The following is a 26,824-nucleotide window of genomic DNA, read 5'->3' as shown; positions in this document are numbered from 1 at the left end:
GGCCTGCCAAGGGCTGTCACGGTGCCAGCAGTGATGGCGGCGGACACCGTTCGACCCAATGGGTGAGTTGCTCATGGGCGTGGGCCAGTTGCAGCACGGCATGGTCGGCCTGTGCCGGGCCGATGATCTGCAAGCCCATCGGCAAACCTTGGGGATTGAAGCCGACCGGCACGCTGATGCTCGGAAGGCCCGCCAGGGTCGGGCCGATCACCACCTCCATCCACCGGTGATAGGTGTCCATCGTCCGCCCGCCGACCACCTTAGGCCAAGCCTCGCGGGCCTCGAATGGAAACACTTGCGCCGCGGGCAACAGCAAGAAGTCGTAACGTTCGAACAGGCGGCCCATGGCGTGATACCACGCGCTGCGGTCGACCGAAGCCTGGTATATCCGTGCCCCGCTCAAGTGCAGCCCACCCTCCACTTCCCACTGCGCCTCGGGTTTGAGCAGTGCCCGCTTGCCGGGGTCGGCATAGGCAGCGCCGAGGTTGCCGTGCACCAGGAAATGGCGATGGGTGAGCCAGCATTGCCATAAACGTTCCAAGGCGAAGTCCGGTTGGCATGCCTCGACGTGACAACCCAGCTCGGCAAAATCCGCCAATGCCGTTTCGCACAGCCCCATCACCCCGTCCTCCATGGCCAGGTAGCCGTTGTAATCGCCCAGCCAACCCACCCGAACACCCTTGAAGTCGCGCTGCAGACCCTGGGCGAATTCACCAGGCGATGCATTCAACGACAACGGCACTCGAGGGTCGTAACCGGCCTGTACCGACAACAACCGCGCTACGTCCGTTACGCTACGCCCCATCGGCCCTTCGGTCGCCAGTTGCTGCATGAAGACCTCTGGTGCCGGGCCGTGGGGCACGCGGCCTTGGGAGGGGCGCAGGCCATAGACGTTGTTGAACGCTGCCGGGTTGCGCAACGACCCCATCATGTCGCTACCGTCGGCCACCGGCAGCAGGCGCAGGGCCAGCGCCGCCGCTGCCCCGCCACTGCTGCCGCCGGCCACCCGGCTTGGATCGTAGGCGTTGGTGGTGGTGCCAAACAGCGTGTTGTAGGTCTGCGAACCCAGGCCAAACTCCGGCACGTTGCTCTTGCCGAGGATGATCGCCCCGTTGGCCCTTACCCGCGCTACACTGACCGCATCCTGCTGCGGCACCTGCTCGGCAAACAGCGGTGAGCCCATTGTGGTCCGAAGCCCGGCCGTGGCTGCCAAATCCTTGATCGCCTGGGGCATGCCGTGCATCCAGCCGCGCGACCGGCCGCTGGCCAATTCGCGGTCGCAGGCATCGGCCTCGGCCAGCACCGCCTCAGCCGGGCGCAGCGACACCAGCGCATTCACGTGCGGGTTGAAGCGCTCGATGTGGCCGAGGTAAGCCTGCATCACCTCACGGCACGATACCCGACGCCCATGGATCGCCTGGGACAGGGCTTCGGCATCGAGGGCGACGATAGGGTCGATAGCTAACGGCATCACGGTTTCACTCCAAGGTTGAACGCTGCAGACCTGCCCCCACGCGGTGCTTCCTTCAGGCAATAGGTGCCCAGCAGGGTCAGCAGGCAGGCAAACAGTACGTAGAACGACGGCGCCACGGGGGTACCCAGCACCTTGCTCAGCCACGTCACGATCAGCGGAGCAAAGCCGCCGAACACCATCACCGCGACGTTATAGGCCACCGACACCCCGGTGGAGCGCACCTCCACCGGAAACTGCTCGGCCAGTGCAGTGGGCGCAGGCCCGAAGAAGCCGCCAATGGCAGAGCACAGCAGCAGTTGCATCAGTAACAGCCGTTCGATCGACGGCGCCGCCGCCACCCACACATACAGCGGGTACACCATCACGAAGAACGCCAAAGTGAAGGCCATCAGCACCGGCCTGCGGCCCAAACGGTCCGACAGCGCACCCGACAACGGAATGACCACGGTCATCAGCCCCACCGCGAGCATCTGCACCAGCAGCACCTGGTCCAGCGGCAGGCCCAAATTCTTGTGAGCGAAGGTCGGCATGTTCACCAGCACCACGTAGAACGACACCGTCGCGCCACTGGCCAGGCCCATGGACACCAACAGGCTGCGACGGTGTTCACGCAGCACCCGCCACAGGCTCGGCGCCCGCCCCTTGGCCTGCTTGCGTGCCTCGATAAACTCCTCCGGCTCCTCCATGTGCTTGCGAATCCACAGCCCCACCGGCCCGATCAGCAAGCCGAGCACGAACGGAATCCGCCAGCCCCAGCTGTCCAGCGCCTCGGGGGTGCAGAGGTGGGTGACCAGCGCCACCATCGCCGCGCCTGAGAACACCGCCAGGCATTGCCCTACCAGCTGCCACGAGCCGTACAGGCCCTTGCGATGGGCGGGGGCACTCTCGACCAGGAACGCTGTGGCGCTGGCGTATTCACCCCCAGTAGCGAAGCCCTGGAGCATCCGCGCCACCACGATCAGCAGCGGCGCACCCATGCCGATGGCGAGGTAGTTGGGGGCAAAGGCGATCATGGCGATGGATACCGTCATCAGGCGGATGATCAACTGCATCGCCGCCTTGCGCCCCTTGCGGTCAGAGTAGATCCCCAACAGCACGCCACCGACAGGGCGCATGAAAAAGCCCACGCCGAAGGTGGCCAGGGCCATCAGCAACGAGGCGTATTCGTCGTCGGAAGGAAAGAACTGCCGGGCGATGATGCTCGCCAGAAAGCCGTAAACGATAAAGTCATACCACTCCAGCGCGTTACCGATGACAGCCGCGACCACCTGCCGGGTACGCGACGCGCCTGTGTTGGAAATCTGCATGGGAACACTCCATCCATCTGTTGGCCAGAAACGGTTCAGAACAGCCCGGACGCACGCGCCCAGGTTCCAGCGGCAGTCGTCAATGAAGTGGTCAGGCAGGCTCGAGCCAGCGCTCGACAAGCGCGCCCCAGTAGGCTGCGCCAGTCAGCAGGATGTCATCGTTGAAGTCGTAGGCCGGGTTGTGCACCATCGGCCGCTGCAGGCCATTGCCGATGAACAGGTACGCGCCCGGGCAGCGCTGCAGCATCCAGGCGAAGTCCTCGCTGCCCATCAGCTTGCGGGTGTTGCCATCGACCGCCTCGGCGCCGAGCAGCTCCACCCCTACCTGCTGGGCGAAGGCGTTTTCCGCGGCATGGTTGACCAGCACCGGGTAGGCCGGGCGATGCTCGATACTGACGCGGCAACCGTAGCTTTCGGCCTGGCTGATGATGATCGCCCGCACTCGCTCGAGCATCAGTGCGCGCACCTGGGCATCGAGCGCACGCAGGCTCAGGCGCAGCAGGGCCTGCTGCGGGATCACATTGGCCGCTTCCCCCGCCTGCAAGGCGCCGACGGTCACCACGGCCGCTTCCTGGGCGTCGATGTTGCGTGCCACCACTGTCTGCAACGCCATCACCACACTGGCGGCGGCCACCAGTGGGTCGACCGTCAGGTGCGGCATCGAACCATGGCCACCGACGCCTTCGATGATGACCGTGAGCAGGTCCTGCGACGCCATCATCGGCCCTTCGCGAAAACCCAAATGCCCTGCGGGCAGCCCGGGCATGTTGTGCATGCCGAACAGCGCATCGCAGGGGAAGCGCTCCAGCAGCCCATCGGCCAGCATTGCCTCGGCCCCTCCCTGGCCCTCCTCGGCAGGCTGGAAGATCAGCGTCAGGGTGCCATCGAACTGACGCGTCGCTGCCAAGTAGCGCGCGGCCCCCAGCAGCATGGCGGTGTGCCCGTCGTGACCGCAGGCGTGCATGCAGCCCTGGTGTCGGCTGCTGTAGGCCGCGCCCGTGGCCTCGACGATCGGCAGCGCGTCCATGTCCGCGCGCAACCCAAGCGTGCGCGCGCTGCTGCCGTTGCGCAGTACACCAACCACTCCGGTTTTGCCGATGCCGGTGTGTACCTGGTATCCCCAGTCCTTGAGCAACCGGGCGACCAGTGCCGAGGTGCGGTCTTCTTCGAAACCCAGTTCGGGATGGGCGTGGATGTCGTGGCGGATGGCATGCAGGTCACTGGCCACATCGTCGAGCCAGGCCAGGATGTGTTGATGTCGGGACATGTGAAATCTCCTCGCGCGGGTGGGTTCCCGTTCTTGTTGTTCGCTTCGAGATCACGACAGGTAAGGCAGGTCGTGCTTGGCGACAGATAAACGCGTGTAGTGCGCAAGCACAATCGAATGTGGTTCCGAGGAGTGGAACACGCTTGGTGCTGTCCGGGGCGATCATTCGCCCCGCCAGTTTTGAGACCTCCGTCGAGATGCCGTCCTGCCATGATTGCACCCGCTCTAGCGCGTGGGTTCTAATTCCGACCCACCGGTTTTATCTTCGCAATCCAAGGACGCTTCATCATGTACAGGAAGATCGTACCGCTGGCGCTGCTGGCAACCCTGGCTGGCTGCTCCGACACGCCTGAGGCCACTGAGGCCAGTTTTCACAAGGCCGCCCAAGCCTATCTCGACACTCAATACCCCCACTGTTTCGTGGTCAGCTCGTTCCCGACCAAAACCAAGGACTTCGACGTCAACGGCACCAACAAGGCCCTGCACGCCCTGGCCCAGGTCGGAGTGGTCAGCGAGAAGGAAATCTCGCGCACGCAGGTTCCCGAACGTCTGTGGCAACCAGCCCGCACGGATATCTACTACGCCTACGACCTCACCGAAGAAGGTCGCAAGTACTACAAGGCCGATGCACAACGGACGGTCAACGGCAAGACCCGCGGCGGGCTGTGCTTCGGCAAGGCACAGGTCATGGCCATTGAACAGTTCAGCGAACCTGGCGAGAAGATGGGGCACACGGTTTCCGACGTGACCTATACCTACAAGATCACCGGATTGCCGGCCTGGGCATCGAATGACAACGTCAGGTCCAGCATTCAAGACCTGGATCGGGCGGTGGCGACCCACGACGCACCCGTGCGGGAAAAGCGCCTGATGGTGCTGACAGAACAGGGTTGGGTACACGAGCGGTTGTTCGATAAGTGATGTTTGCCTGTACGGGCCCTATCGCCGCCAAGCCGGCTCCTGCAGGATCTGCGTGGTCCCTTTGGGAGTCTGCGGGCGATAAGGCCGGAGCAGGTTCACAACCACCACGCCAACACCACCGGTAGCCAGACAAAGGACAGCACCGTCGAACACATCACCAGGTTCGCTACCTGCTCTGGTGAGCGGTTGGCCCGTACCGCCATCAGGTAGTTGAACACCGCCACCGGCATTGCCGACTGCACCATCAGCACCGCCCGCTCCAGGGTTTCCATACCCAGCAGGGCACCGACCGCCCAGCCCACCGCAGCCCCCAGCACGATGCGCAGGCCACCCAGCAGCATGCCGCTGCCAATGTGCCGCAGACGAATGCTGGCCAGCGATACCCCGAGGGTCAACAACATCAACGGAATGGTCATGCCGCCCAGCAGGTCTACCGTGTTGGCCAGCCAGCGGGGCAATTCGACGTCCAGGAAAATGATCGGCATCGCACCGGCCAGGCTGATGACGATGGGGTTGCGCAACAGCGCCTTGGGTGACGCCGCGGTACCGGAGATGGCCATGCCGACGGTGAACTGGAATATCGACAGCGTCAGGAAAAACGCCACCGCCAGCGCAAGGCCATGCTCGCCAAAGGCATACAGACTGATCGGCAGGCCCATGTTGCCCGTGTTGGGAAACAGAAACGCTGGCAGCAGCACCCGCCAGTGCTGGTCGAAGATGCGGCATACCAGCAAGCCGACCACGACCATGCCGAGTAGGCAAAGCAGGCAGCCCAGAGCCATGCTGGCGAAAGCCGTCGGGTCCAGTTCGGTGCGGCTCAGCGTCGACAACACCAACGACGGCGTGCCAATGGTCATCACCAGGCTGGCAATGAACTCAGTGGGGTAGCTCAAGCCCTTGCGGGCCCAGGCGTAACCGATACCGGCGACGATAAACACCGGCGCCAGTACGGCGAACAACGAAGCGAACATCTACCAAGCCCTCCATGGAGCTGCCCTGTGCACGTGAAGGCGTGACGAGCGTTGACCGATCCAGCCCCAGCGCGCGACATCCCAAAGGGCAAAAAGCGGCATTATGCCGCAGGCTGCAGGCTCTTGGGCAAAACCTTCCAAGGCCTTAGAATCGCGCCTCCTTTTCGCCCGTCGCCTTGAACGGTGGCAACCGGCAGCAATGACAGAGTCCGCGCCTAAGCACATGGCCGCACATGTGAAATAGGCTCAATCGACCCCACCCGACCGCCCTTGCCAAGGTTCCGGTTGAGTCTTGCCCAGGTCGCATCACGAAGGCACACCCGTGCAACAACCCTGGCCGTTCAAGGCCGGGAAAGCGTGCGCGTCAGAAAAGGCGCTTTTTTCGCTTACTCAACCAGAGGTACCTATGTCTCCGCGTTTGCTGGCCATGGCGCTGGCACCCCTGCTCGGGCTGTTCATCATTGCCCTGGGCAACGGCTTCATGTCTTCCCTGACGACCCTGCGCCTGGACGCCGCTGGTGAGTCGCCCTCGATGATCGGTATCGTCTCCTCGGCCTACTTCGTCGGCCTGACCCTGGGCGCGATCTTCAACGACCGCCTGATCCTGCGCATCGGCCATATCCGCGCTTACAGCAGTTTCGCCTCGCTGATCGCCGCGACCATCCTGCTGCAGGGACTGTTCTACGATACCCACGGGTGGATCGCCCTGCGCCTGATCAACGGCTGGGCAACCGTCGGTGTGTTCCTGGTCATCGAAAGCTGGTTGCTGCTGGCGGGCGACGCGAAGATCCGGGGGCGCTTGCTGGCGCTGTACATGATCGCCTTCTACGGTGCTGGCGTGGTAGCCCAGGCGGCCCTGGGCGAAATCACTGGCTGGGGCGCAACCGCACCGTTCATGGTCGCGGGCATGCTCGCGGCGCTGTCGGTGATGCCTATCGTGATTCTGCCGCAGGTGTCGCCGCTGCTGGAGCAGGTCGAACCGCTGAAGCCTCGCCAACTGCTGGGCGTGGCCCCAACCGGGCTGGTCGGCTGCTTCGGCTCGGGCGCGGCCATCGCTGGCGTCTATGCCTTGCTGCCACTGTACCTGCAACGTATCGGCCTGGACGTGGGCGAGGTCGGCAACATGATGGCCTGGGTGATCCTGGGTGCGATGCTGTTGCAGTACCCGGTGGGCCGGTGGTCGGACCGCAAGGACCGCCAGGACGTGCTGATAGCCCTTGGCGCCTTGTGCACGGTACTGTCGGTAGTGATCGTGTTGCTGCCCTCGCAGTCGGTGTTGCTGCCGGCGATGCTGTTCCTGCTGGGTGGCGGGGTGTTCGCACTGTATCCGGTTGCAGTCAGCCACGCAGCCGACCGCGCCCCGGCCGAAGCGCTGGTACCGATGATCCAAGGCCTGCTGCTGATCAACTCACTGGGTTCGGCGCTGGCCCCGCTGGCTATCTCGCCGGTTATGACCAGCTACGGCGAAGTCGGGCTGTTCTGGGCCTTCGCCGTCATCAACCTGGCCATGGTCAGCTTCTTCATGTGGCGCAGGGGCAAGCGACCGGCACCTGAACACCCTGCTCCCTTCGCCCCGGCCACGACCTTCTCGCCCACTGGCGCAGAGCTGCGGGTGACAGAAGATTTGATGCACGCGTGCCAGGAGCATCCCCCCCAACAGCCTGCTCCCTCGCAGGCAGCGCCAAAGGCTGACATCGGGTGATATCCATCGCAGGCGGGTCCACGATACTTCCGGTGACCGCCCGTCGCCCGAAAGGCACGTCAAGGTCCAGCGAAAGCCGAATGAATGACAGATCGTTCCCACGGGAGATTTAACATGGTCCGCATTCGTTCGCTTTCGCTATGCCTCGCCCTGACCTTGGGTATTGCCTCAGGCAGCTTCGCCGCCAGCGGCGGGTATGGAAACGACACCCAGGTCCCGGCAACCCCGTCTGGCGCCCCTTCCAAGCCTAAGCCTTACGATGAAGGCAAAACGTACGACGAAGGCAAGACTGCTGGCGAAAAAGGCAGCAGCGTCAATAGCCCGGGCAGCAGTAAGGATAACGACAGCAGTGACACGGGAAGCGACTCCGACGCCGCCGATGGCGCCAGCGGTGGTTCCAACAGCACCGGTGAAGCGACAGGGTCTGGCGCGGGCAGTACGGGGGGTACCGCCGAGGACCAGGACAGCCGTTGAGAAGCAACCCGGTCAGGCCCCCACCGCGACCCTAGGCACGGGTTCGCGGTCAGCGCCAGAACCTGGGGTCGTCCACCACCTGTTGATGAGCTTCGAACAACGCCGGGAGTTGCTCCTTCAGGTAATCGAGCCAGGTGCGTACCTTGGCATCGAGGTAATGACGCGACGGATAGATGGCGTAGATTTCCCGCTGGCGCAACCGGTGCGGCGCCAGCAGGCGGAACAGGCGGCCTTCCTCGATGGCATGGCTGGCAGAGTAGTATGGCAACAAGCCCACCCCCATGCCCAGTTCAGTGGCTTTGAGCATGGCATCGGCGACGTTGGTGAGGAAGGTGTCCTGGGGCACGACCACACTGCGTCCCTGGTGGTGATCGAATGACCAGTCCTCTTCGAACAAGGGGTCGACCATGCGCAGGCAGGCATGATCGTTCAAGTCTTCCGGCTTGGTCGGCACGCCATGCCGCGCCAGGTACTCGGGTGATGCGCAAAGGATGCTGTAGATGCTGCCCAACGGGATAGCGATCAATTGCGAGTCAGGCAACCCTTTGCCGATGGTGATCACGATATCGTGGCCTTCGTCCAACGGGTCGGGGTTGCGCTGTGACAGGGTCAACTCCATCACCACTTCCGGGCACGCCGCGTTGTAGCGTGCCACCAAGGGCATCATCAACAAGCCCAGGCCATGGGTGCAGTGAAAACGCAGACGCCCCCGGGGGTTGAGGTGGGCACCCCGGGCCTCATCCATGGCTTCGTCGGTCAACGACAGAATGTGCCGTGAACGCTCAAGAAATCGCTCCCCCGCCTCGCTCATGCGCAAGCGCCGCGTGGTGCGGTGTAGCAGCCGGGTCTGCAATTGGTTTTCCAGCTCGGCAACGATGCGCGACACCTGCGCCGCGGATATATCCAGGGCATTGGCGGCCGCGGCAAAGCTGCCGCACTCCACCACCCGGGCGAACGTGCGCATGGCGTGCAGCATGTCCATCGTATTCGGCTCCTTTCTTCGGCCTTATTCGTACATCCAAGGCAGGAATCTATCACGAATTAGGCCATTTATTGTGGATCATCAATGAATACATCATTAGTAAAACATTGAAGAAGGAGCCTGCCATGAAACGTTCGATCGCTTTGCTTGCTTTGTCCGCCGCCCTCGCCTCGTTCGGCGCCGTGGCCGACCAGAGTGCCGGCCAACCGGCCTCCAGCGAGGCCACCTACGAATACGGCATGCCGCTGGATGTGGCCAAAGTCATCTCCGTCACCCCAGCCAGCAACGTCGCCGACTGCCAGGTCGGTACCGCACATATGAAGTACGTCGACCACAAGGGCCAGACCCACGAAGTCGCCTACCGGGAAATGGGCAACTGTTCTCAGCAGTGATTCAGGCCAGGGCCTGGGTGATCCAGGCGACCTGACGAGTGAAGTCACGGGTCTTTTCCTGCGGTACTGCGTCCCGGGCGCGCTCGAAATGGGCCAGTGTCTGCTGTTTCTGACGCAACATGCGCTGCCACTTGGTAATGAACGCCGGACTTTTTTCCTGCAACAGCATTGGGCCGAAGTAAAGTTGTTCGGCGGTGTAGCTCACGGCTTCGCAAGGCTCGGCGACGATGATTTCGTAGTCAAAGCGGTTTTCGCGCAGCAATTCTTCGCGGCAAATCCGGTAGCCGTTGTCCATCAGCCACTGACGCAGTTCCCGCTCGTCGCCATTGGGCTGCAGAATCAGGCGCGTCACGCCCTGCAAGCGGGCCTTGCCCTGTTCCAGAATGTCGCGAATCGTTTCGCCACCCATGCCGCAGATGCTGATGGTGTTGACCCGGTCGGAAGGTTCGATGGCCGCCAGGCCATTGGCCAGGCGAACAGTGATGCGACCTTCCAGGCCGTTCTTGCGCACCTTGCGCTGGGCCGAGGCGAAAGGCGTCTGCGCCACTTCACCCGCCACCCCAGCTTCAATGATGCCGCGCAGCATCAGGGCTACCGGCAGGTAGCCATGGTCCGAGCCGATATCGGCCAGCCGCGCGCCTCGCGGCACATGGGCCGCCACACGCTCAAGGCGCATCGACAAAGTCTGTTCGTTCAACGTGAAGCCCCTTGCTCAACAATCGGGCGCGATTCTGACGGCCAGCGCCCGGCATTACAACGGACGTTGGCCCAACGGTGTCGCTCGACCCGCTCGTCGTGCTCGCGTAGGCTTGCGGGTTTCATTCCGTTGCAAGGCAAACTCCCATGGCAGACCTCATCTACACCCCGGACTCCGACGCCGACTCCATTTCCTCTGACGTCGCCGAGTTCAACGGCATACTGGTCACCACCCAGATTCCCGCCGATATCGAAGCTGACATCACCGCGCAGAGCGAAAGTACCCTGCAGGCCCTGAAGGACGCGCTGGAAAAAGCCGGCAGCGGCATGGACCGCGTCATGCACCTGACCATCTACCTCACCGATATGGCTGACCGCCCTGCGTTCAACGAGGTCTATCAGCGTTTCTTCCAAAAGCCGTGGCCGGTGCGTGCCGCCGTGGGCGTGGCGGCGCTGGCGTTCCCGACCATGCGCGTCGAAGTGACGGCGATGGCCGCCAAGCGCTGATCCGCCGGCAACACCCCGCCGCTGGCAAGCCAGCGCCCAACGGTCCTGCGTTTGTTTCAGCATCTGCCGTCGGGGCCGGCTTGCCGGCGATCACCGGCAACGCCAGTGTTTCTTTCCCACTGAGCAGCCCGAGGATGCCGCCAACCCAATTCACCGCTACAATGCCCGCCTTGACCGTGACAGCCCGACCATAACGACATGTCCCTTCCAAAGAATCACCTGGAACTGCTTAGCCCTGCCCGCGACGTGGCCATTGCCCGCGAAGCCATCCTGCACGGCGCTGACGCCATCTACATCGGCGGCCCGAGCTTCGGCGCGCGCCACAACGCCTGCAACGAAGTCAGCGATATCGCCGAGTTGGTTGAATTCGCCCATCGCTACCATGCGCGAGTGTTCACCACCCTCAACACCATCCTCCACGACAATGAGCTGGAGCCGGCGCGCAAGCTGATCCACCAGCTCTATGACGCAGGTGTCGACGCGCTTATCGTCCAGGACCTGGGTGTGATGGAGCTGGACATTCCGCCGATCGAGCTGCATGCCAGTACCCAGACCGACATCCGCACCCTGGAGCGGGCCAAGTTCCTCGACCAGGCCGGCTTCTCGCAACTGGTGTTGGCCCGCGAGCTGAACCTGCAGCAGATCCGCGCCATTGCCGCCGAAACCGACGCTGCCATCGAGTTCTTCATCCATGGCGCGCTGTGCGTGGCGTTCTCCGGCCAGTGCAACATCTCCCATGCCCAGACCGGTCGCAGCGCCAACCGTGGCGACTGCTCCCAGGCCTGCCGCCTGCCCTACACGCTCAAGGACGACCAGGGCCGTGTGGTGGCCTTCGAAAAGCACCTGCTGTCGATGAAGGACAACAACCAGACCGCCAACCTGCGCGACCTGGTGGATGCTGGCGTGCGCTCGTTCAAGATCGAAGGCCGCTACAAGGACATGGGCTACGTGAAGAACATCACCGCCCACTACCGCAAAGAGCTGGACGCCATCCTCGAAGACCGCCCGGACCTGGCACGCGCCTCCAGCGGTCGTACCCAGCACTTCTTCGTGCCCGACCCGGACAAGACGTTCCACCGTGGCAGCACCGACTACTTCGTCACCGACCGCAAGGTCGACATCGGTGCTTTCGACTCGCCGACCTTCACCGGTCTGCCGGTAGGCGTGGTTGAGAAAGTCGGCAAGCGCGACCTGTTGGTGGTCACCGAGGTGCCGCTGACCAATGGCGACGGCCTGAATGTGCTGGTCAAGCGTGAGGTGGTGGGGTTCCGCGCCAATATCGCCGAACCACGGGGCGAGTTCGAAGAAGACGGCCAGAAACGCTACCGCTACAGGGTCGAACCCAACGAAATGCCCGAGGGCCTGCATAAGCTACGCCCGAACCACCCACTGTCGCGCAATCTGGATCACAACTGGCAGCAGGCCCTGCTGCGCACTTCGTCCGAGCGTCGTGTAGGCGTGGAATGGCACGCCGTGCTACGCGAACAGCGGCTGGCGCTGACGGCCACCAGCGAGGAAGGCGTGAGCGTGCAAGTGGCGCTGGATGGCCCGTTCGGCGAGGCCAACAAGCCGCAACAGGCGCTGGAACAACTGCACGACCTGCTCGGTCAGTTGGGCACCACCCAGTACCACGCCGATGCCATCGAACTGGATGCGCCGCAAGCCTATTTCATCCCCAACTCGCAGCTCAAGGCCCTGCGCCGGGAAGCCATCGAGGCGCTGACCGAAGCGCGGGTCAAGGCTCACCCGCGGGGTGGACGCAAAGCCGAAACCAACCCACCACCGGTGTACCCGGAGTCGCACCTGTCGTTCCTGGCCAACGTATACAACCAGAAGGCTCGCGAGTTCTACCATCGCCATGGTGTGCAACTGATCGATGCCGCCTACGAAGCCCACGAGGAACATGGGGAAGTGCCGGTGATGATCACCAAGCACTGCCTGCGCTTCTCGTTCAACCTGTGCCCCAAGCAGGCCAAGGGTGTGACGGGCGTTCGCACCAAGGTGGCGCCGATGCAACTGATTCAGGGGGATGAAGTACTGACCCTGAAGTTCGACTGCAAGCCCTGCGAGATGCATGTGATCGGCAAGATGAAGCCGCACATCATCGACCTGCCGACACCTGGCAGTGGGGTGGCTCAGGTAGTGGGACACATCAGCCCGGAAGACCTGCTCAAGACCATTGTCCGCGCGCCACATTGATAGCCAGAGGGGCGCATTGCGCCCCTTTCCCAGCGGCTTTCGCTACCGGACGAAACGCGGAATCCGCAGGCCGAGGCTCTCACGCAACGTCGTGCCTTCATACTGGGTGCGATACACCCCGCGCGCCTGCAGCAACGGTACGACCTCCCGGGTGAAGCGCTTGAACTGGCTCGGATGCCCAACGTAGATATTGAACCCGTCCAGCGCCCTTGCCTCGAACCACTCAGTCATCTTCGCCGCCACGGTTTCGGCCGACCCGACGAACGCTCCCGGCCTCAGCTGGCGCCCGTACTCCACGGCTTGGCGCAGACTGAAGCCCTTGTCCCGCGCTTGATCGGCAATGCGCTTGGCATTGGTGAAAAAGCTACTTCGCGCGTACTCAAGGCTTTCTTGGGGAAACGGCGCATCCAGGTCGTATTGGCTGAAATCGTGCCAGCCAAAATTGCGCCCGAATTCCTTGAGCGCCAGCTCGAAGCTGTGGTCCTGCTGGTGATAGTGCCGCTCGATCTCACGGGCCTCGGCATCGCTGTCACCGACGTAGATTTCGGCGCCCGGCAAGACCAGCAACTGGTCCGGGTCGCGCCCCAGTCGCGCCGCCCTGCCCTTGATGTCCTGGTAGAACGCCTGCCCCTGCTCGATGCTAGACGCATGGGTGAACACCACATCGGCAGTGGCTGCGCCCAAGTCACGCCCTTGTTGCGAATCACCCGCCTGGAAGACCACCGGCTGCCCCTGGGGCGAGCGCTGGATGTTCAGTGGCCCCACCACCGAGAAATGCTCACCCTTGTGGTTGAGCGCATGCAGCCTGGACGGATCGAGAAATTGCCCCGTGGCCCGGTCGCGGGGGAACGCATTGTCCTCGTAGGAATGCCAGAGCCCTTGCACCACCTGGACGTGCTCCTGGGCCCTGGCATAGCGAGTATCGTAATCGTAGTGTTCGTCTCGACCATAATTGCCGGCGGTGCCAGCGTCGCCACTGGTGACCACGTTCCAGCCAGCGCGGCCTTTGCTGATAAGGTCCAGGGACGCCAGGCGACGGGCTACGTTGAAAGGCGCGTTGTAGGATGTGGTCAGGGTCCCGACCAGGCCGATATGGCGGGTACTCACCGCAAGCGCCGACAACAGGGTCAGCGGTTCCAGGCGATTGAGATAATGCGACGGCGAGCCAGGTGTGATGAACTGGCTGTCGACGATGAACACCAGGTCGAACAGCGCAGCTTCGGCCTGGCGGGCGATATCGATATACCAGTCGATATTGACGCTGGCATCAGCCGGCAACTCCGGGTCCAGCCACAGGTTGTGCCGCCCAGGGCCGCCGCAACCCATGGTCAGCGCACCCAATTTGATCTGTCTCTTGCTCATACGGGCTAGCCTCCTTGGACCTACTGGTTTTTGGCCTGCGCCGTGGCTGGCTGTTGCAGAGCGGCAGAGAACGAAGTGTCGAACAGGGTAGCGGCGGGGTACGCCTTGATCAAACCGAGCCCTGCGAAGAAGTCCACGGTTTTTTGCGCATCGACCACCACCTGTGGGTTCAACGGTGCCAGGTCGGTACGGGCGCGAGCGAACCAGATGCGGGCGATGTCGCGGTCGGCCCGGGTACGCTTGGCCCAGTCGTCGGCATAGGCTTCGGTATTGGCCGGGTCGCCCAAGGCCCATTCGCGGGCTGTTTTCAGGCGCTGCAGGAAGTCCGCGATTTGCGCGCGCTTGCCCTCGACGGCCTTGGCGTTCGCCACCACGAAGCTCTGCGCTGGAATCAGCCCTTGCGCAGTGGCCAGTACCCGTGCGCCTTGGCGCTCCTGCTGGGTGACGTAGGGTTCCCAGGTGGCGATCACGTCGACCGAACCGCCATCCAGGGCGTGAGAAGCATCCAGTGCACTGAGATAACGCAGCTCGAGCGAGTCGCGGGGCACATTGGCTTTGTCCAGGGCGCTGAACAACAGTTGTTGGCTCCACGAGCCTTTCCAGATCGCTGCGCGCTTGCCGCGCAGATCAGCCAGGCTGTGTATGTTCGAATCCTTGCGCGCGAGGATCGCCACACCGTCCAGATTCTGCCGGCTCACCGCGATGACTTTGATCGGCGCCCCCAGGGCCCCGAGGAACAGCGGCGGTGCATCGCCCAGCAGGCCGAGGTCCAAGCTACCGACGTTCAGCGCTTCGGCCACTGGGGAGCCGGCAGTGAACTGCTTCCATTCCAGTGTGTAGGGCAAGTCATCGAGCACACCCGCCGCTTCCATCACGGAGCGGGCATTGAAGCTCTGGTCACCCACTACCAGGGTTTGCGCACTGACGGCCAGGCTCAGGGCTGAGGCCAGCACGCCTGCAGCCAATTTTTTGAGGTATCGCACGTTCGTCTCCAGGTGCCCTTGGGGCACGGCATGGCAAGTCGATCCGCCCGTGCGGTCTCGCAGATTATTTATGTGTTTTGAATCTAAACAGAGGCCTGTTTATAAGCTAACGACTCGAAACACCCCTGTGAAATGCGTTTTAGGCATAACCTAATGCTTCTGAAATGCGCGCCACTAAATACCAATTATGCATATTAGCTTATGATTATTTTGCATTTTGAGAATATTCTCTGACTTTGCTAGGGTGATTCAGACCTCTCCATCGAGCCCTTACCATGAGCCAACCGCTGCGTCTTGACCGTTTGCGCTTGTTCATAAGCGAACTTTCCGATCTTTTGGACCGGGAGACCGACGAGGCCGCCCTCCTCGACCACGGCCAGGGTCTGCTTGGCAGCCTGGTCGCTCACGATGACTGGCTGCCCGCGGACCTGGCTCAGCCCGATCCGACCCGTTACCAGCAGTACCTGTTGCATTGCGACTCGCGCCAACGCTTTTCCATCGTCAGTTTCGTCTGGGCACCGGGGCAGCGCACCCCGATCCATGACCATCGCGTCTGGGGCCTGATCGGCATGCTGCGCGGAGCCGAATACTCGCAAGGCTTTGCCCGCACCGAACAGGGCGCACTGGTGCCCGCTGGCGAACCTGTACGCATCGATCCGGGGCATGTCGAAGCTGTCTCGCCCCGCATCGGCGACATCCATCAAGTAAGCAATGCCTTCGACGACAGGGTGTCGATCAGCATCCATGTCTATGGCGCCAACATCGGTGCCGTTCGGCGCGCCGTATACCTGGCCGACGGCAGCGAAAAAGCCTTCATTTCCGGATACACCAATACCCGCTTGCCCAACATCTGGGACCTGTCCAAAGAGACCCCTGACCTATGAGTACTGTGACCACCCGGACCTACCAGGACATTCGTCGAGCCCTGCTGGCCCATCAGGAGCTGGCACTGATCGACGTCCGAGAAGAAGACCCGTTTGCCCAGGCGCACCCATTGTTCGCCGCCAACGTTCCGTTGTCGAAACTGGAACTGGAAATGTTCGCCCGCGTACCGCGTCGCAGTACCGCCATGACCCTGTATGACGATGGTGAAGGACTCGCGGACCGAGCGGCGGAGCGCCTGCTGGCGCTGGGCTACAGCGATGTGGCATTGCTGCAGGATGGCCTGGCCGGCTGGCGCGCTGCCGGCGGCGAGCTGTTCAGAGACGTCAACGTACCGAGCAAAGCCTTTGGCGAGTGGGTCGAGAGCGTGCGCCATACCCCGTCGCTGGCGGCCGAGCAGGTGCAGGCGTTGCTGGATGCCAAGGCCGATGTGGTGGTACTCGACGCCCGGCGTTTCGATGAATACCAGACGATGAGCATACCGGGCGGTATCAGCGTGCCGGGTGCGGAATTGGTGCTGCGGGTTGCCGAGCTGGTGCCCAGCGCCGACACCCAGGTGATCGTCAACTGCGCCGGGCGCACCCGCAGCATCATCGGCACTCAGTCACTGGTCAATGCCGGGATCCCCAACCCGGTGGCAGCGCTGCGCAATGGCACCATCGGCTGGACCTTGGCGGGGCAACAACTGGCCCATGGCCAACAGCGCCGCTTTACCGAAGTGACCGAGTCCAACCGTGCCGTGGCAGCCAAGCGTGCGCGCAAGGTTGCCGATAAGGCCGGTGTGCTGCGCCTGGAGGTCAAGGGGCTCAGGGTCTGGCAGGCCGACAGCCACCGCACCACGTACCTTTTCGATGTGCGCACACCTGAGGAATATGCCAAGGGCCATGTGCCTGGAAGCCGTTCGGTGCCTGGCGGGCAGTTGGTGCAGGAGACCGACCATGTGGCCAGCGTGCGCGGTGCGCGTATCGTGTTGGTCGATGACGATGGCGTGCGGGCGAACATGAGTGCTTCGTGGCTGGCGCAGATGGGCTGGCAGGTGGCTGTGTTGGATGGGCTTACCCAGGACCACTTCAGCGAGACAGGTGACTGGAAAGCCCCGCTGCCGCCACTGCCGCAAGTGACCGAAATCAGTGTCGAGCAGTTGCAAGGCTGGCTCGAATCCGCCAGTACCGTAGTGCTGGATTTCACGGCCAGTGCCAACTACGTCAAGCATCATGTTCCGGGTGCCCATTGGGCTATCCGGGCGCAACTGCCCCAGGCCCTGGAGCGGTTGCCTGTAGCCGAACGTTATGTGTTGACTTGCGGCACTGGCCTGCTCGCCCGTTTCGCAGCCGTCGACCTGCAAGCACTGACCCACACGCCCGTGTATCTGCTCAGCGGGGGCACCGCCAGCTGGATTGCCGCTGGCAAGCCGCTGGAGAGCGGTGAGACCCATTTGGCGGTGGCGCGCACCGACCGCTACCGCCGGCCTTATGAAGGCACCGATAACCCGCGCGAGGCCATGCAAGGTTATCTGGATTGGGAGTTTGGTCTGATTGCGCAGTTGGAGCGCGATGGCACTCATGGATTCCAGGTGCTGAGCTAGGGTCTGTAAGAAAAGTCTTGAGACGAAGGTCTGGCAAGGCGAAAACAGCCGAGGAAGCGGAGTTTACGGGTTGTAAAGAGCATTCCGAGGCTGTTTTCAACGCAGCATCACCGAGTTTCAAGGCTTTTCGTACAGAGCCTGGAGAAAACGGGGCCGCTTCGCTCGGAGGGACGCCTGCAGCGCTGATCCATGCCCCACATCGATGTCTGACCACGCCTTATCATTGCGCGTGATAATAACCTTCGTTCCATTCGATTCGTGCGCTACGCGCAAGACACTCACACTCCGCCCACTACTAATACATTGGCGGAGTTCTCCATGGAACAATCACTCAAACCCTTGCGCTTCCCCCTCGCTGCCCTGGCAGTCGTGGTGCTGAGCGCATGCGGTCGAACCCCGGACGCCGTGCAGGCCCCCGCCGCACCGAAAGTCAGCGTCGCCAAGGTGATCGAGCAACCGATCAACGAGTGGGACGAGTTCACCGGCCGCCTCGAAGCGCCAGAAACCGTTGAAGTACGCCCTCGGGTCTCAGGCCAGATCGACTTGGTAGCCTTCACCGAAGGTGCCCAGGTCAAGAAAGGCGACCTGTTGTTCCAGATCGACCCACGTCCGTTCCAGGCTGAAGTCCGCCGACTCGAAGCCCAACTGCAACAAGCCAAGGCCACCGCCATTCGCAGCGCCAACGAAGCCCGCCGTGGCGAGCGCCTGCGCGACAGCAACGCGATCTCCGCGGAATTGGCCGAATCGCGCAGCAGTGCCGCCGCCGAAGCCCGTGCCGGCGTCGATGCCATCCAGGCCCAACTGGACCTGGCCCGCCTGAACTTGAGCTTCACCCGCGTCACTGCGCCGATCAGCGGCCGGGTCAGCCGCGCTCAGTTCACCGCCGGCAACATCGTCACCGCCGATGTCACCCCGCTGACCAGCGTGGTGTCCACCGACAAGGTGTATGCCTACTTCGACGCCGACGAACGCGTGTACCTGAAGTACACCCAACTGGCCCGCGAAGGCCAGCGCGGTCAGAGCACGCCTGTTTACCTGGGCCTGACCAACGAAACCGGCAACCCACACCTGGGCCAGATGAACTTCGTCGACAACCAGGTCAACCCACGTACCGGCACCATCCGCGGCCGCGCCGTGTTCGATAACCGCGACGGCCAGTTCACGCCAGGCCTCTATGCGCGGCTGAAGCTGGTCGGCAGCGCCCAGTACGATGCGGTGCTGATCAACGACGAAGCCGTGGGTACGGACCTTGGCAAGAAGTTCGTGCTGGTCATGGACAAGGACAACAAGGCCAGCTATCGCCCAGTAGAACTGGGGCCGAAGCTCGAAGGACTGCGCATCGTGCGCAGCGGTCTGACCAAGGACGATCGCATCGTGGTCAAGGGCCTGCAGCGTGTGCGTCCGGGGTCGCCAGTGACGCCGGAAGAAACGCCTATGGCCAGCGAGCAGACCCTCGCCGCCCTCGCCCAGCAACGCCAAGCCCTCGAGGCCAGCAATCGGACGCAGAAGGTAGCGGGCTCCACCGAAAAAGTCGCCAGCGCCCAAGCGCCACGCGGTTAAGGGATCACACCGATGAACTTTTCGAAATTCTTCATTACCCGGCCGATCTTCGCTGCCGTGCTGTCGCTGGTGCTGTTGATCGCGGGCTCGATCTCGCTGTTCAAGCTGCCGATCAGCGAATACCCGGAAGTGGTACCGCCCACCGTGGTGGTGCGCGCCAACTTCCCCGGCGCCAACCCCAAGGTGATTGGCGAAACCGTCGCAGCGCCGTTGGAGCAGGCCATCACTGGTGTCGAGAACATGCTGTACATGTCCTCGCAGTCCACCGCCGATGGCAAGCTGACCCTGACCATCACCTTTGCCCTGGGCACCGACCTGGACAACGCGCAGGTGCAGGTACAGAACCGCGTCACGCGTACCCAGCCCAAGCTGCCTGAGGAAGTGACCCGCATTGGTATCACCGTCGACAAGGCATCGCCCGACCTGACCATGGTCGTGCACTTGACCTCGCCGGATAACCGCTACGACATGCTCTACCTGTCCAACTACGCCATCCTCAACATCAAGGACGAACTGGCGCGCCTGGGCGGCGTCGGCGACGTGCAACTGTTCGGCATGGGCGACTACTCGCTGCGGGTATGGCTCGACCCGAACAAGACCGCTTCGCGTAACCTGACCGCCAGCGATGTGGTGGCCGCCATTCGCGAGCAGAACCGCCAGGTGGCCGCCGGCCAGCTGGGCGCCCCGCCCGCCCCTGGCAGCACCAGCTTCCAGCTGTCGATCAACACCCAAGGTCGCCTGGTCAACGAGGAAGAGTTCGAGAACATCATCATCCGTGCCGGTGCCGATGGCGAAATCACTCGCCTGAAGGACATCGCCCGCGTCGAGCTGGGCTCCAGCCAGTACGCACTGCGCTCGCTGCTGAACAACCAGCCGGCGGTGGCCATCCCGATCTTCCAGCGGCCTGGCTCGAACGCCATCGAAATCTCCGACGAAGTGCGGGCGAAAATGGCCGAGCTGAAGAAGGACTTCCCGGAAGGGATGGACTACAGCATCGTCTATGACCCGACCATCTTCGTTCGTGGCTCCATCGAAGCGGTAGTGCACACCTTGTTCGAAGCACTGGTGCTGGTAGTGCTGGTGGTGATCCTGTTCCTGCAGACCTGGCGCGCCTCGATCATCCCGCTGCTGGCCGTCCCGGTGTCGCTGATCGGCACCTTCGCGGTGATGCACCTGTTCGGTTTCTCGCTCAATGCCCTGTCGTTGTTCGGGTTGGTATTGGCCATCGGTATCGTGGTGGACGACGCCATCGTCGTGGTGGAGAACGTCGAACGTAACATCGGGCTTGGCCTGAAACCGCTTGAGGCCACGCAAAAGGCCATGGGCGAAGTGACCGGTCCGATCATTGCCACTGCCCTGGTGCTGTGCGCGGTGTTCGTGCCTGCTGCGTTCATTTCTGGCCTGACCGGGCAGTTCTATAAGCAGTTCGCCCTGACCATCGCCATTTCGACCGTGATTTCGGCATTCAACTCGCTGACCCTGTCGCCGGCGCTGGCTGCCGTGCTGTTGAAGGAGCATCACGCGCCCAAGGACCGCTTCTCGCGGTTCCTCGACAAGCTGCTGGGTAGCTGGCTGTTCGCGCCGTTCAACCGTTTCTTCGACCGTGCCTCCAATCGCTACGTCGGCGGCGTGCGCCGGGTCATCCGCTCCAGCGGCATCGCCCTGTTCGTCTACGCTGGCCTGATGGGCCTCACCTACCTGGGCTTTTCGTCCACCCCGACCGGTTTCGTACCGGCCCAGGACAAGCAGTACCTGGTGGCCTTTGCCCAGTTGCCAGACGCGGCGAGCCTCGACCGTACAGAGGCGGTCATCAAGCGCATGAGCGAAATCGCCCTCAAGCAACCCGGCGTCGCCGACTCGGTAGCCTTCCCGGGGCTGTCGATCAACGGCTTCACCAACAGCCCCAATAGCGGCATCGTGTTCACCCCGCTCAAGCCGTTCGATGAGCGCAAGGACCCGAGCCAGTCGGCTGCAGCCATCGCCGCTGCGTTGAATGCCCAGTTCGCTGACATCCAAGACGCCTACATCGCGATCTTCCCACCGCCACCGGTACAAGGCCTGGGCACCATCGGCGGCTTCCGCCTGCAGATCGAAGACCGGGGCAACCTGGGCTACGAAGCGCTGTACAAGGAAACCCAGAACATCATCGCCAAGAGCCACAACGTGCCGGAGCTGGCTGGCCTGTTCACCAGTTACCAGGTCAATGTGCCACAAGTCGATGCCGCCATCGACCGTGAGAAGGCCAAGACCCATGGCGTGGCGATCACCGACATCTTCGACACCCTGCAGGTCTACCTCGGCTCGCTGTACACCAACGACTTCAACCGCTTCGGTCGCACCTACCAGGTCAACGTCCAGGCCGAACAGCAGTTCCGCCTCGATGCCGAGCAGATCGGCCAGTTGAAGGTACGCAACAACCTCGGCGAGATGATCCCGCTGGCGACCTTCCTCAAGGTCAGCGACACCTCCGGACCTGATCGGGTGATGCACTACAACGGTTTCATCACCGCGGAAATCAACGGCGCGGCCGCACCTGGCTACAGCTCCGGCCAAGCCGAGGCCGCCATCGAGAAGCTGCTCAAAGAGGAACTGCCCAATGGCATGACCTTCGAATGGACCGACCTGACCTACCAGCAGATCCTCTCGGGCAATACCGCACTGCTGGTGTTCCCGCTGTGCGTGCTGCTGGCGTTCCTGGTGCTGGCCGCCCAGTATGAAAGCTGGAGCCTGCCGCTGGCGGTGATCCTGATCGTGCCGATGACCCTGCTGTCGGCCATTACCGGGGTGATCGTATCGGGTGGCGACAACAACATCTTCACCCAGATCGGCTTGATCGTACTGGTCGGACTGGCATGCAAGAACGCGATTCTGATCGTCGAGTTCGCCAAGGATGAACAGGCCAAGGGCCTGGACCCATTGGCGGCTGTACTGGAAGCCTGCCGCCTGCGCCTGCGCCCGATCCTGATGACCTCGATCGCCTTCATCATGGGTGTGGTACCCCTGGTGTTCTCCTCCGGCGCCGGATCGGAAATGCGCCATGCCATGGGTGTCGCGGTGTTCTCGGGAATGATCGGGGTGACCGTGTTCGGGCTGTTCCTGACGCCAGTGTTCTTCTTCCTGATCCGCCGTTTCGTCGAGCGTCGCCAGGCCCGCAAGGCTTCGCACGTGCCATCGCTGGAGAGCCACGCATGAACCTGCTCAAACCCCTGACGCCTAGCCTGCTGGCACTGGCCCTGGCGGCCTGCGCGGTGGGCCCGGACTACAAGACACCGGACACCGAACCTGCGCATCTGGACACCCAGGCCCAAGCCCAGGCGTTCGATCGCAGCCACTTCGAAAGCGTGTGGTGGAAGCAGTTCGACGACCCGGTGCTCAACCAGCTGGTGCAGGCCTCGCTGGAAGGCAACCGCGACTTGCGCGTGGCCTTCGCCCGCCTCAAGTCGGCGCGGGCGATCCGTGAGGATGCCTCGAACGATCAACTGCCGGTGGTGACCAGTCGCGTCAGCAGCGAAATCGGCAAGGGCCAGATTCCCGGCCAGACCGAACAGCGAGTCAACAGCGAGCGCTATGATTTGGGCCTGGACATGGCTTGGGAGCTCGACCTTTTCGGCCGCATCCAACGCCAGATCGAGGCCAGCGAAGCCCAGGAGGCAGTCGCCCAGGCCGACCTGCAACAGCTGCAGGTCAGCCTGATCGCTGAACTGGTCGACGCCTACGGTCAACTGCGCGGTGCTCAGTTGCGCGAGAAAATTGCCCTGGCCAACCTCAAGACCCAGGAGGAGTCGCGTGCCATCACCGAAACCCTGCGTGACGCCGGGGTCGGCAACGAACTGGACGTAGTGCGCGCCGACGCGCGGCTGGCCGGGGTCGAGGCGACCGTACCGCAACTGCAGGCCGAACAGGTCCGAGCGCGCAACCGCATCGCCACCCTGCTTGGCCAGCGTCCGGATGCACTGAGTGTCGACCTCTCGCCCAAGGCGCTGCCGGCCATCGCCAAGGCCCTGCCGGTGGGTGACCCGGGCGAGCTGCTGCGCCGCCGCCCGGACATCCGCAGCGCCGAACGCCAACTGGCCGCTGCCACGGCAAACGTTGGGGTGGCTACCGCCGACCTGTTCCCACGGGTAAGCCTCAGCGGCTTCCTGGGTTTCACCGCCGCGCGCGGTTCGCAGATCGGCTCGTCCGCGGCCAATGCCTGGGCGCTTGGCCCCAGCATCACCTGGGCCGCCTTCGATCTGGGCAGCGTGCGGGCACGCTTGCGTGGAGCCAAAGCCGATGCCGAAGGCGCCCTGGCCAACTACGAGCAGCAGGTATTGCTGGCCCTGGAAGAATCGGCCAACGCCTTCAGCGACTACGGCAAGCGGCAACAACGCTTGCTGTCGCTCATGCGCCAAAGCGACGCCAGCCGCAAGGCCGCCGAACTCGCTTCGGTGCGCTACCGCGAGGGCACGGTGGACTACCTGGTGCTACTGGACGCCGAACGCGAACGCCTGAGCGCCGAAGACGCCCAAGCCCAGGGTGAAGTCGAGCTGTATCGCGGCATCGTCTCGATCTACAAAGCCCTCGGTGGCGGCTGGCAACCCGAGACAGTGGCCAGCGCCCACTGATTCAACGACTCCTTTGGTTGGATCCTCCGCCAACCGTTTGCCCCGCTGGCCTCGCGCCTGCGGGGCTTTTTTGTTCATCCTTCGCCTACGCGGCACCGAGCCGACCCCAGACAAGGGTTGAGCCAATGCACCTTGCAGACAGGGGCATTCTGCCCCAAGCTCTGCCTTCCCACCGCCATGGATCGCCCGATGCTCAAACGCCACCACTACCTGATCGCCTTGCTGGCGCTGGTCCTGGCGACGACTGCGTTGGTCTTCCTGCGCCGCGATGACCAACCCACGCCGCCGACCTTGCCTGCGCACAGTTATGCCAAGGCATTGCGCCAGGCCCATGAAGGCCTGCCAGGCGCCGCGCGGGTGCTGTACCAGCAATTGCAACGCAACGACCTCGCGCCGATTCGCCGCGCCGCACTCTACGCCGAGTTGCCCAACTACCCGTCGCCACAAGCACTGAAGCTTGCGCAGCAAGATTTGGAGCATGACGAGCCGCTGGTACGCCGGGCTGCCATCGCCGGCATTCGTCGGTTGCTGCCTGCCGCGCAGCGCAGCCTGGTGCTGGGGCCGCTGCTGGACGACGACGACCAGAGTGTGCGCTTCGCGGCGGTGGACGCCCTGCTGGGTCTGGACCCGGACGCCATCGGCCTGTATTTCGGCCCCCTGCAAGCGGCGCTGGAGCAGTACCAGCAGGCGCTGGAAAAGCAGCCCGAGGATGCCGCCGCGCAGGTGCACCTGGCTCGCCTGTATCTGCATGAAAACGACTATGACCAGGCTGCCATGGCCCTGCAACGTAGCTTGGCCGTGGCGCCGGACGGCCTCGATGCCCTGGCCACTCAGGTGCGCTTGCTCGAGCGCCAGGGACAGCATGATGAATCACGTCAGGTGCTGGCCAAGGCGCTGGCCTTGCGCCCAGACTCGGCGTTTCTGCAGTACGAGCTCGGGCGATGGCTGAACCGTCATGAACAACGCGAATACGCATTGCTGGCCCTGGCCCGCGCGGTGGAACTGGAACCCGACAACGCTGATTATCGTTATGCCCTGGCGGTGACCCTGCACGACCTGGAACAGGGCGATGCCGCGCAGAAGCAACTGGAAACCCTGCTCAACCGTCAACCGGCAAACCGGCGCGCCAGGCTGTTATTGATCAAGTACTGGAAAGAGACCGGCCAACTGCAGAACGTGCAGGTGCTGTTGGCTGAACTGGAACGACAGAACCCTGATGATCCGGTGCTTCAACAAGGTTTGTAGCAAGCTCGGAGATTGTCGTTGAACCCTTGACGATGCGCCGTGGTCCAGAGGTTATCGGACCTCAAGGCGAAAGCGCCCCCAGGCGCTGCCCATCGACACGGGAGAGTCGTTTTGGCCAGTTCATTGTCGCTGGATGAGCGCGCCCTGATCCTGGCCCCCGCCCAGCTCGGCGCGAGCACCTCGAAGCTACTGGCGACAGCCGGTATAGACTGCCTGTGCGCGCGCGATATCGACCATCTGCATGGCTGCCTGGTCGAGGGCGCAGGCTTGGCGATCATCGCCGAAAAGACACTCAAAAGTTGCAAAGATACGTTGTTGCGGGAGTTCATCAAGGATCAGCCCTGCTGGTCGGACCTGCCCATCGTGCTGCTCACCGCCCCCCGCTCCCCCCTCACCGCCCCCCTTGGGCACCCCTTGGGAAACTTGTCCCTTTTGGGCTCACCCTTCGCCGATGAACAACTTCTGCTGTTGGCCAGGAATGCGCTGCGTAATCGTCGCCGCCAGTACTTGGCACGCGACCAGCTCCAAGCGCTGCAACAACAACTCGATTCGCGCAGCCAGACGCCGGCGTTGGCTGTGCATCAAGCACGCAAGATGGAAGCCATCGGCCAGTTGGCTGGTGGCGTGGCGCATGACTTCAACAACCTGCTGACCAGCATCGGAGGCAGTTTCGAACTGATCGACCGCCGCTTGAAGCAAGGCCGCAGCGAGGGCCTCGAAAGCGTGCTGCGGATGGGCCGGGAGGCCGTCAGCCGGGCATCCCTGCTGACCCACCGTCTACTGGCATTTTCTTCCAGACAGTCGCTGCACAGCCAGCGCATCGAACTGCGCGCCTTACTGGAGGCTCAGCGGTTGCAGGACAACTACAGCGACTCGGTCACGCTTGAGCTGCAGCTGCCGGATACACTATGGGCCGTCGAGGCGGACGGTGTGCAACTGCAGCAGGCCCTCGACAATTTGCTGCTCAACGCCTGTGAGGCCATGCCCAGCGGCGGCGCGTTGAGGATAGAGGCAAGCAACCAGCGGGTAGAAGCCGATCCCGGAAGGGGTGACAGCCTGAGTACCGGCGACTATCTGCGGCTGAGCATCATCGATGATGGCCAAGGTATGTCGCAAAGTACCCTCGAACACGCTTTCGAACCGTTCTTCAGCACCAAGCCCGTGGGCCAGGGTATCGGCCTTGGCCTTTCGATGGTGTACGGTTTCAGCAAACAGTCCCGTGGCCATGTCGCCCTGTACAGCCAGATCGGCCAGGGTACGCGGGTGGACCTTTACCTGCCACGCCATGCTGGGCCGGCGCAGACAGTGCAGGCCGTGGACCCACCGACCTCGCCCATGGAGAGCCGTGACGTGCTGGTGGTCGAGGACGACCCACATGTGCGCTGCTTGTTGTGCCAGGCACTACAGGAGGACGGGGCCAACTGCCAGAGCGCCAGCAATGCCAACGACGCGTTGAAGTTGTTGCGCTCTGCGCAAAACGTGGATTTGCTGATCAGCGACGTCGGTCTGCCTGGCATGAATGGCCGACAATTGGCCGAGATTGCTCGCACCCTCCGGCCGGGGCTGGCGGTGCTGTTCATCACTGGCTATGCCGAGACGGCCATGGCCCGCGAAGGCTTCCTGGCGCCTGGCATGCAGTTGATCAGCAAGCCGTTCGAGCTCAAGGAGCTGCAGCGACAGGTTGCCAGGATGCTGGGCAAACCTTGAGATG

21 protein-coding genes are annotated in these 26,824 nt (G+C 63.1%); 13 read left to right on the top strand and 8 right to left on the bottom strand.

The features are described from left to right. Positions 1–16: 16 nt before the first annotated feature. The 3 genes from IF103_RS11360 to IF103_RS11350 all read right to left on the bottom strand — a co-directional run bounded on the left by IF103_RS11360 (position 17) and on the right by IF103_RS11350 (position 4,048). Positions 17–1,474, bottom strand: a complete 1,458-nt coding sequence (locus IF103_RS11360; RefSeq protein ID WP_202676126.1) for an amidase — start codon at positions 1,472–1,474, stop codon at positions 17–19. After that, on the bottom strand, positions 1,471–2,781 hold the full coding sequence (locus tag IF103_RS11355) for a citrate-proton symporter (protein WP_202676125.1): 1,311 nt from the start codon (positions 2,779–2,781) through the stop codon (positions 1,471–1,473). The genes IF103_RS11360 and IF103_RS11355 overlap by 4 nt, the downstream gene beginning before the upstream one ends. A 91-nt stretch (positions 2,782–2,872) precedes the next feature. After that, a complete protein-coding gene (locus tag IF103_RS11350; protein WP_202676124.1) occupies positions 2,873–4,048 on the bottom strand; it encodes a M20 aminoacylase family protein in 1,176 nt (391 codons plus the stop codon). A gap of 288 nt (positions 4,049–4,336) precedes the next feature. On the opposite strand from IF103_RS11350, the gene IF103_RS11345 reads away from it, so the two are divergent. Beyond that, on the top strand, positions 4,337–4,969 hold the full coding sequence (locus IF103_RS11345; protein WP_202676123.1) for an SEN1982 family lipoprotein: 633 nt from the start codon (positions 4,337–4,339) through the stop codon (positions 4,967–4,969). Positions 4,970–5,064: 95 nt separating this feature from the next. Here the strand turns inward: IF103_RS11345 and IF103_RS11340 are convergent, their stop codons facing one another. Then, entirely contained in the window at positions 5,065–5,940 is an 876-nt protein-coding gene (locus IF103_RS11340; protein ID WP_027907775.1) for an AEC family transporter, read from the bottom strand. Positions 5,941–6,346: 406 nt separating this feature from the next. Between IF103_RS11340 and IF103_RS11335 the strand changes: the two genes are divergently transcribed. Then, positions 6,347–7,642 carry an MFS transporter gene (locus IF103_RS11335; RefSeq protein ID WP_023380425.1) on the top strand — a complete coding sequence of 432 codons (1,296 nt, stop codon included), beginning with the start codon at positions 6,347–6,349 and terminating at the stop codon, positions 7,640–7,642. Positions 7,643–7,756: 114 nt separating this feature from the next. Beyond that, positions 7,757–8,116, top strand: coding sequence for a hypothetical protein (locus IF103_RS11330; protein ID WP_104881820.1), 360 nt, complete (start codon positions 7,757–7,759; stop codon positions 8,114–8,116). A gap of 49 nt (positions 8,117–8,165) precedes the next feature. Here IF103_RS11330 and IF103_RS11325 read toward each other — a convergent pair whose 3' ends face one another. Continuing rightward, complete coding sequence (locus IF103_RS11325) at positions 8,166–9,098, bottom strand: LysR family transcriptional regulator (protein ID WP_202676122.1); 933 nt, start codon at positions 9,096–9,098, stop codon at positions 8,166–8,168. A 125-nt stretch (positions 9,099–9,223) separates the two neighbouring features. Here IF103_RS11325 and IF103_RS11320 point away from each other — a divergent pair, with 125 nt between their 5' ends. Then, complete coding sequence (locus IF103_RS11320; RefSeq protein WP_023380422.1) at positions 9,224–9,490, top strand: DUF2790 domain-containing protein; 267 nt, start codon at positions 9,224–9,226, stop codon at positions 9,488–9,490. A gap of 1 nt (position 9,491) precedes the next feature. Here IF103_RS11320 and IF103_RS11315 read toward each other — a convergent pair whose 3' ends face one another. Next, positions 9,492–10,187: a tRNA (adenine(22)-N(1))-methyltransferase gene (locus IF103_RS11315; protein ID WP_202676121.1), complete on the bottom strand. Its 696-nt coding sequence runs from the start codon at positions 10,185–10,187 to the stop codon at positions 9,492–9,494. Between the two features lie 146 nt (positions 10,188–10,333). On the opposite strand from IF103_RS11315, the gene IF103_RS11310 reads away from it, so the two are divergent. Both IF103_RS11310 and IF103_RS11305 read left to right on the top strand, forming a co-directional pair. Continuing rightward, entirely contained in the window at positions 10,334–10,693 is a 360-nt protein-coding gene (locus tag IF103_RS11310) for a RidA family protein (RefSeq protein ID WP_023380420.1), read from the top strand. Positions 10,694–10,891: 198 nt separating this feature from the next. Further along, a complete protein-coding gene (locus IF103_RS11305; RefSeq protein ID WP_023380419.1) occupies positions 10,892–12,892 on the top strand; it encodes a peptidase U32 family protein in 2,001 nt (666 codons plus the stop codon). Between the two features lie 42 nt (positions 12,893–12,934). On the opposite strand, the gene IF103_RS11300 is transcribed toward IF103_RS11305, so the two are convergent. Both IF103_RS11300 and IF103_RS11295 read right to left on the bottom strand, forming a co-directional pair. Further along, a complete protein-coding gene (locus IF103_RS11300) occupies positions 12,935–14,254 on the bottom strand; it encodes an LLM class flavin-dependent oxidoreductase (RefSeq protein WP_023380418.1) in 1,320 nt (439 codons plus the stop codon). 20 nt (positions 14,255–14,274) lie between these two features. Further along, positions 14,275–15,237, bottom strand: a complete 963-nt coding sequence (locus IF103_RS11295; RefSeq protein WP_023380417.1) for an ABC transporter substrate-binding protein — start codon at positions 15,235–15,237, stop codon at positions 14,275–14,277. Positions 15,238–15,512: 275 nt separating this feature from the next. Between IF103_RS11295 and IF103_RS11290 the strand changes: the two genes are divergently transcribed. The 7 genes from IF103_RS11290 to IF103_RS11260 all read left to right on the top strand — a co-directional run bounded on the left by IF103_RS11290 (position 15,513) and on the right by IF103_RS11260 (position 26,820). Then, positions 15,513–16,121, top strand: coding sequence for a cysteine dioxygenase family protein (locus IF103_RS11290; RefSeq protein WP_023380416.1), 609 nt, complete (start codon positions 15,513–15,515; stop codon positions 16,119–16,121). Beyond that, positions 16,118–17,704: a rhodanese-related sulfurtransferase gene (locus tag IF103_RS11285; RefSeq protein WP_202676120.1), complete on the top strand. Its 1,587-nt coding sequence runs from the start codon at positions 16,118–16,120 to the stop codon at positions 17,702–17,704. The genes IF103_RS11290 and IF103_RS11285 overlap by 4 nt, the downstream gene beginning before the upstream one ends. 318 nt (positions 17,705–18,022) lie before the next feature. Then, complete coding sequence (mexE, locus tag IF103_RS11280) at positions 18,023–19,264, top strand: multidrug efflux RND transporter periplasmic adaptor subunit MexE (RefSeq protein WP_023380414.1); 1,242 nt, start codon at positions 18,023–18,025, stop codon at positions 19,262–19,264. Between the two features lie 12 nt (positions 19,265–19,276). Further along, on the top strand, positions 19,277–22,456 hold the full coding sequence (locus IF103_RS11275) for an efflux RND transporter permease subunit (protein ID WP_023380413.1): 3,180 nt from the start codon (positions 19,277–19,279) through the stop codon (positions 22,454–22,456). Further along, on the top strand, positions 22,453–23,868 hold the full coding sequence (locus IF103_RS11270) for an efflux transporter outer membrane subunit (RefSeq protein WP_202676119.1): 1,416 nt from the start codon (positions 22,453–22,455) through the stop codon (positions 23,866–23,868). Before IF103_RS11275 ends, IF103_RS11270 begins: the two co-directional genes overlap by 4 nt. A 189-nt stretch (positions 23,869–24,057) precedes the next feature. Further along, positions 24,058–25,113, top strand: a complete 1,056-nt coding sequence (locus IF103_RS11265; RefSeq protein ID WP_104883989.1) for a tetratricopeptide repeat protein — start codon at positions 24,058–24,060, stop codon at positions 25,111–25,113. Between the two features lie 111 nt (positions 25,114–25,224). Further along, complete coding sequence (locus tag IF103_RS11260) at positions 25,225–26,820, top strand: response regulator (RefSeq protein WP_104883990.1); 1,596 nt, start codon at positions 25,225–25,227, stop codon at positions 26,818–26,820. Positions 26,821–26,824 lie beyond the last annotated feature (4 nt).

Source organism: Pseudomonas sp. SK2 (assembly GCF_016772395.1).
Taxonomy (GTDB): domain Bacteria; phylum Pseudomonadota; class Gammaproteobacteria; order Pseudomonadales; family Pseudomonadaceae; genus Aquipseudomonas; species Aquipseudomonas taiwanensis.
Note: the sequence above shows the minus strand (reverse complement) of the source record. Positions and strands in the feature narration are given on the sequence as shown.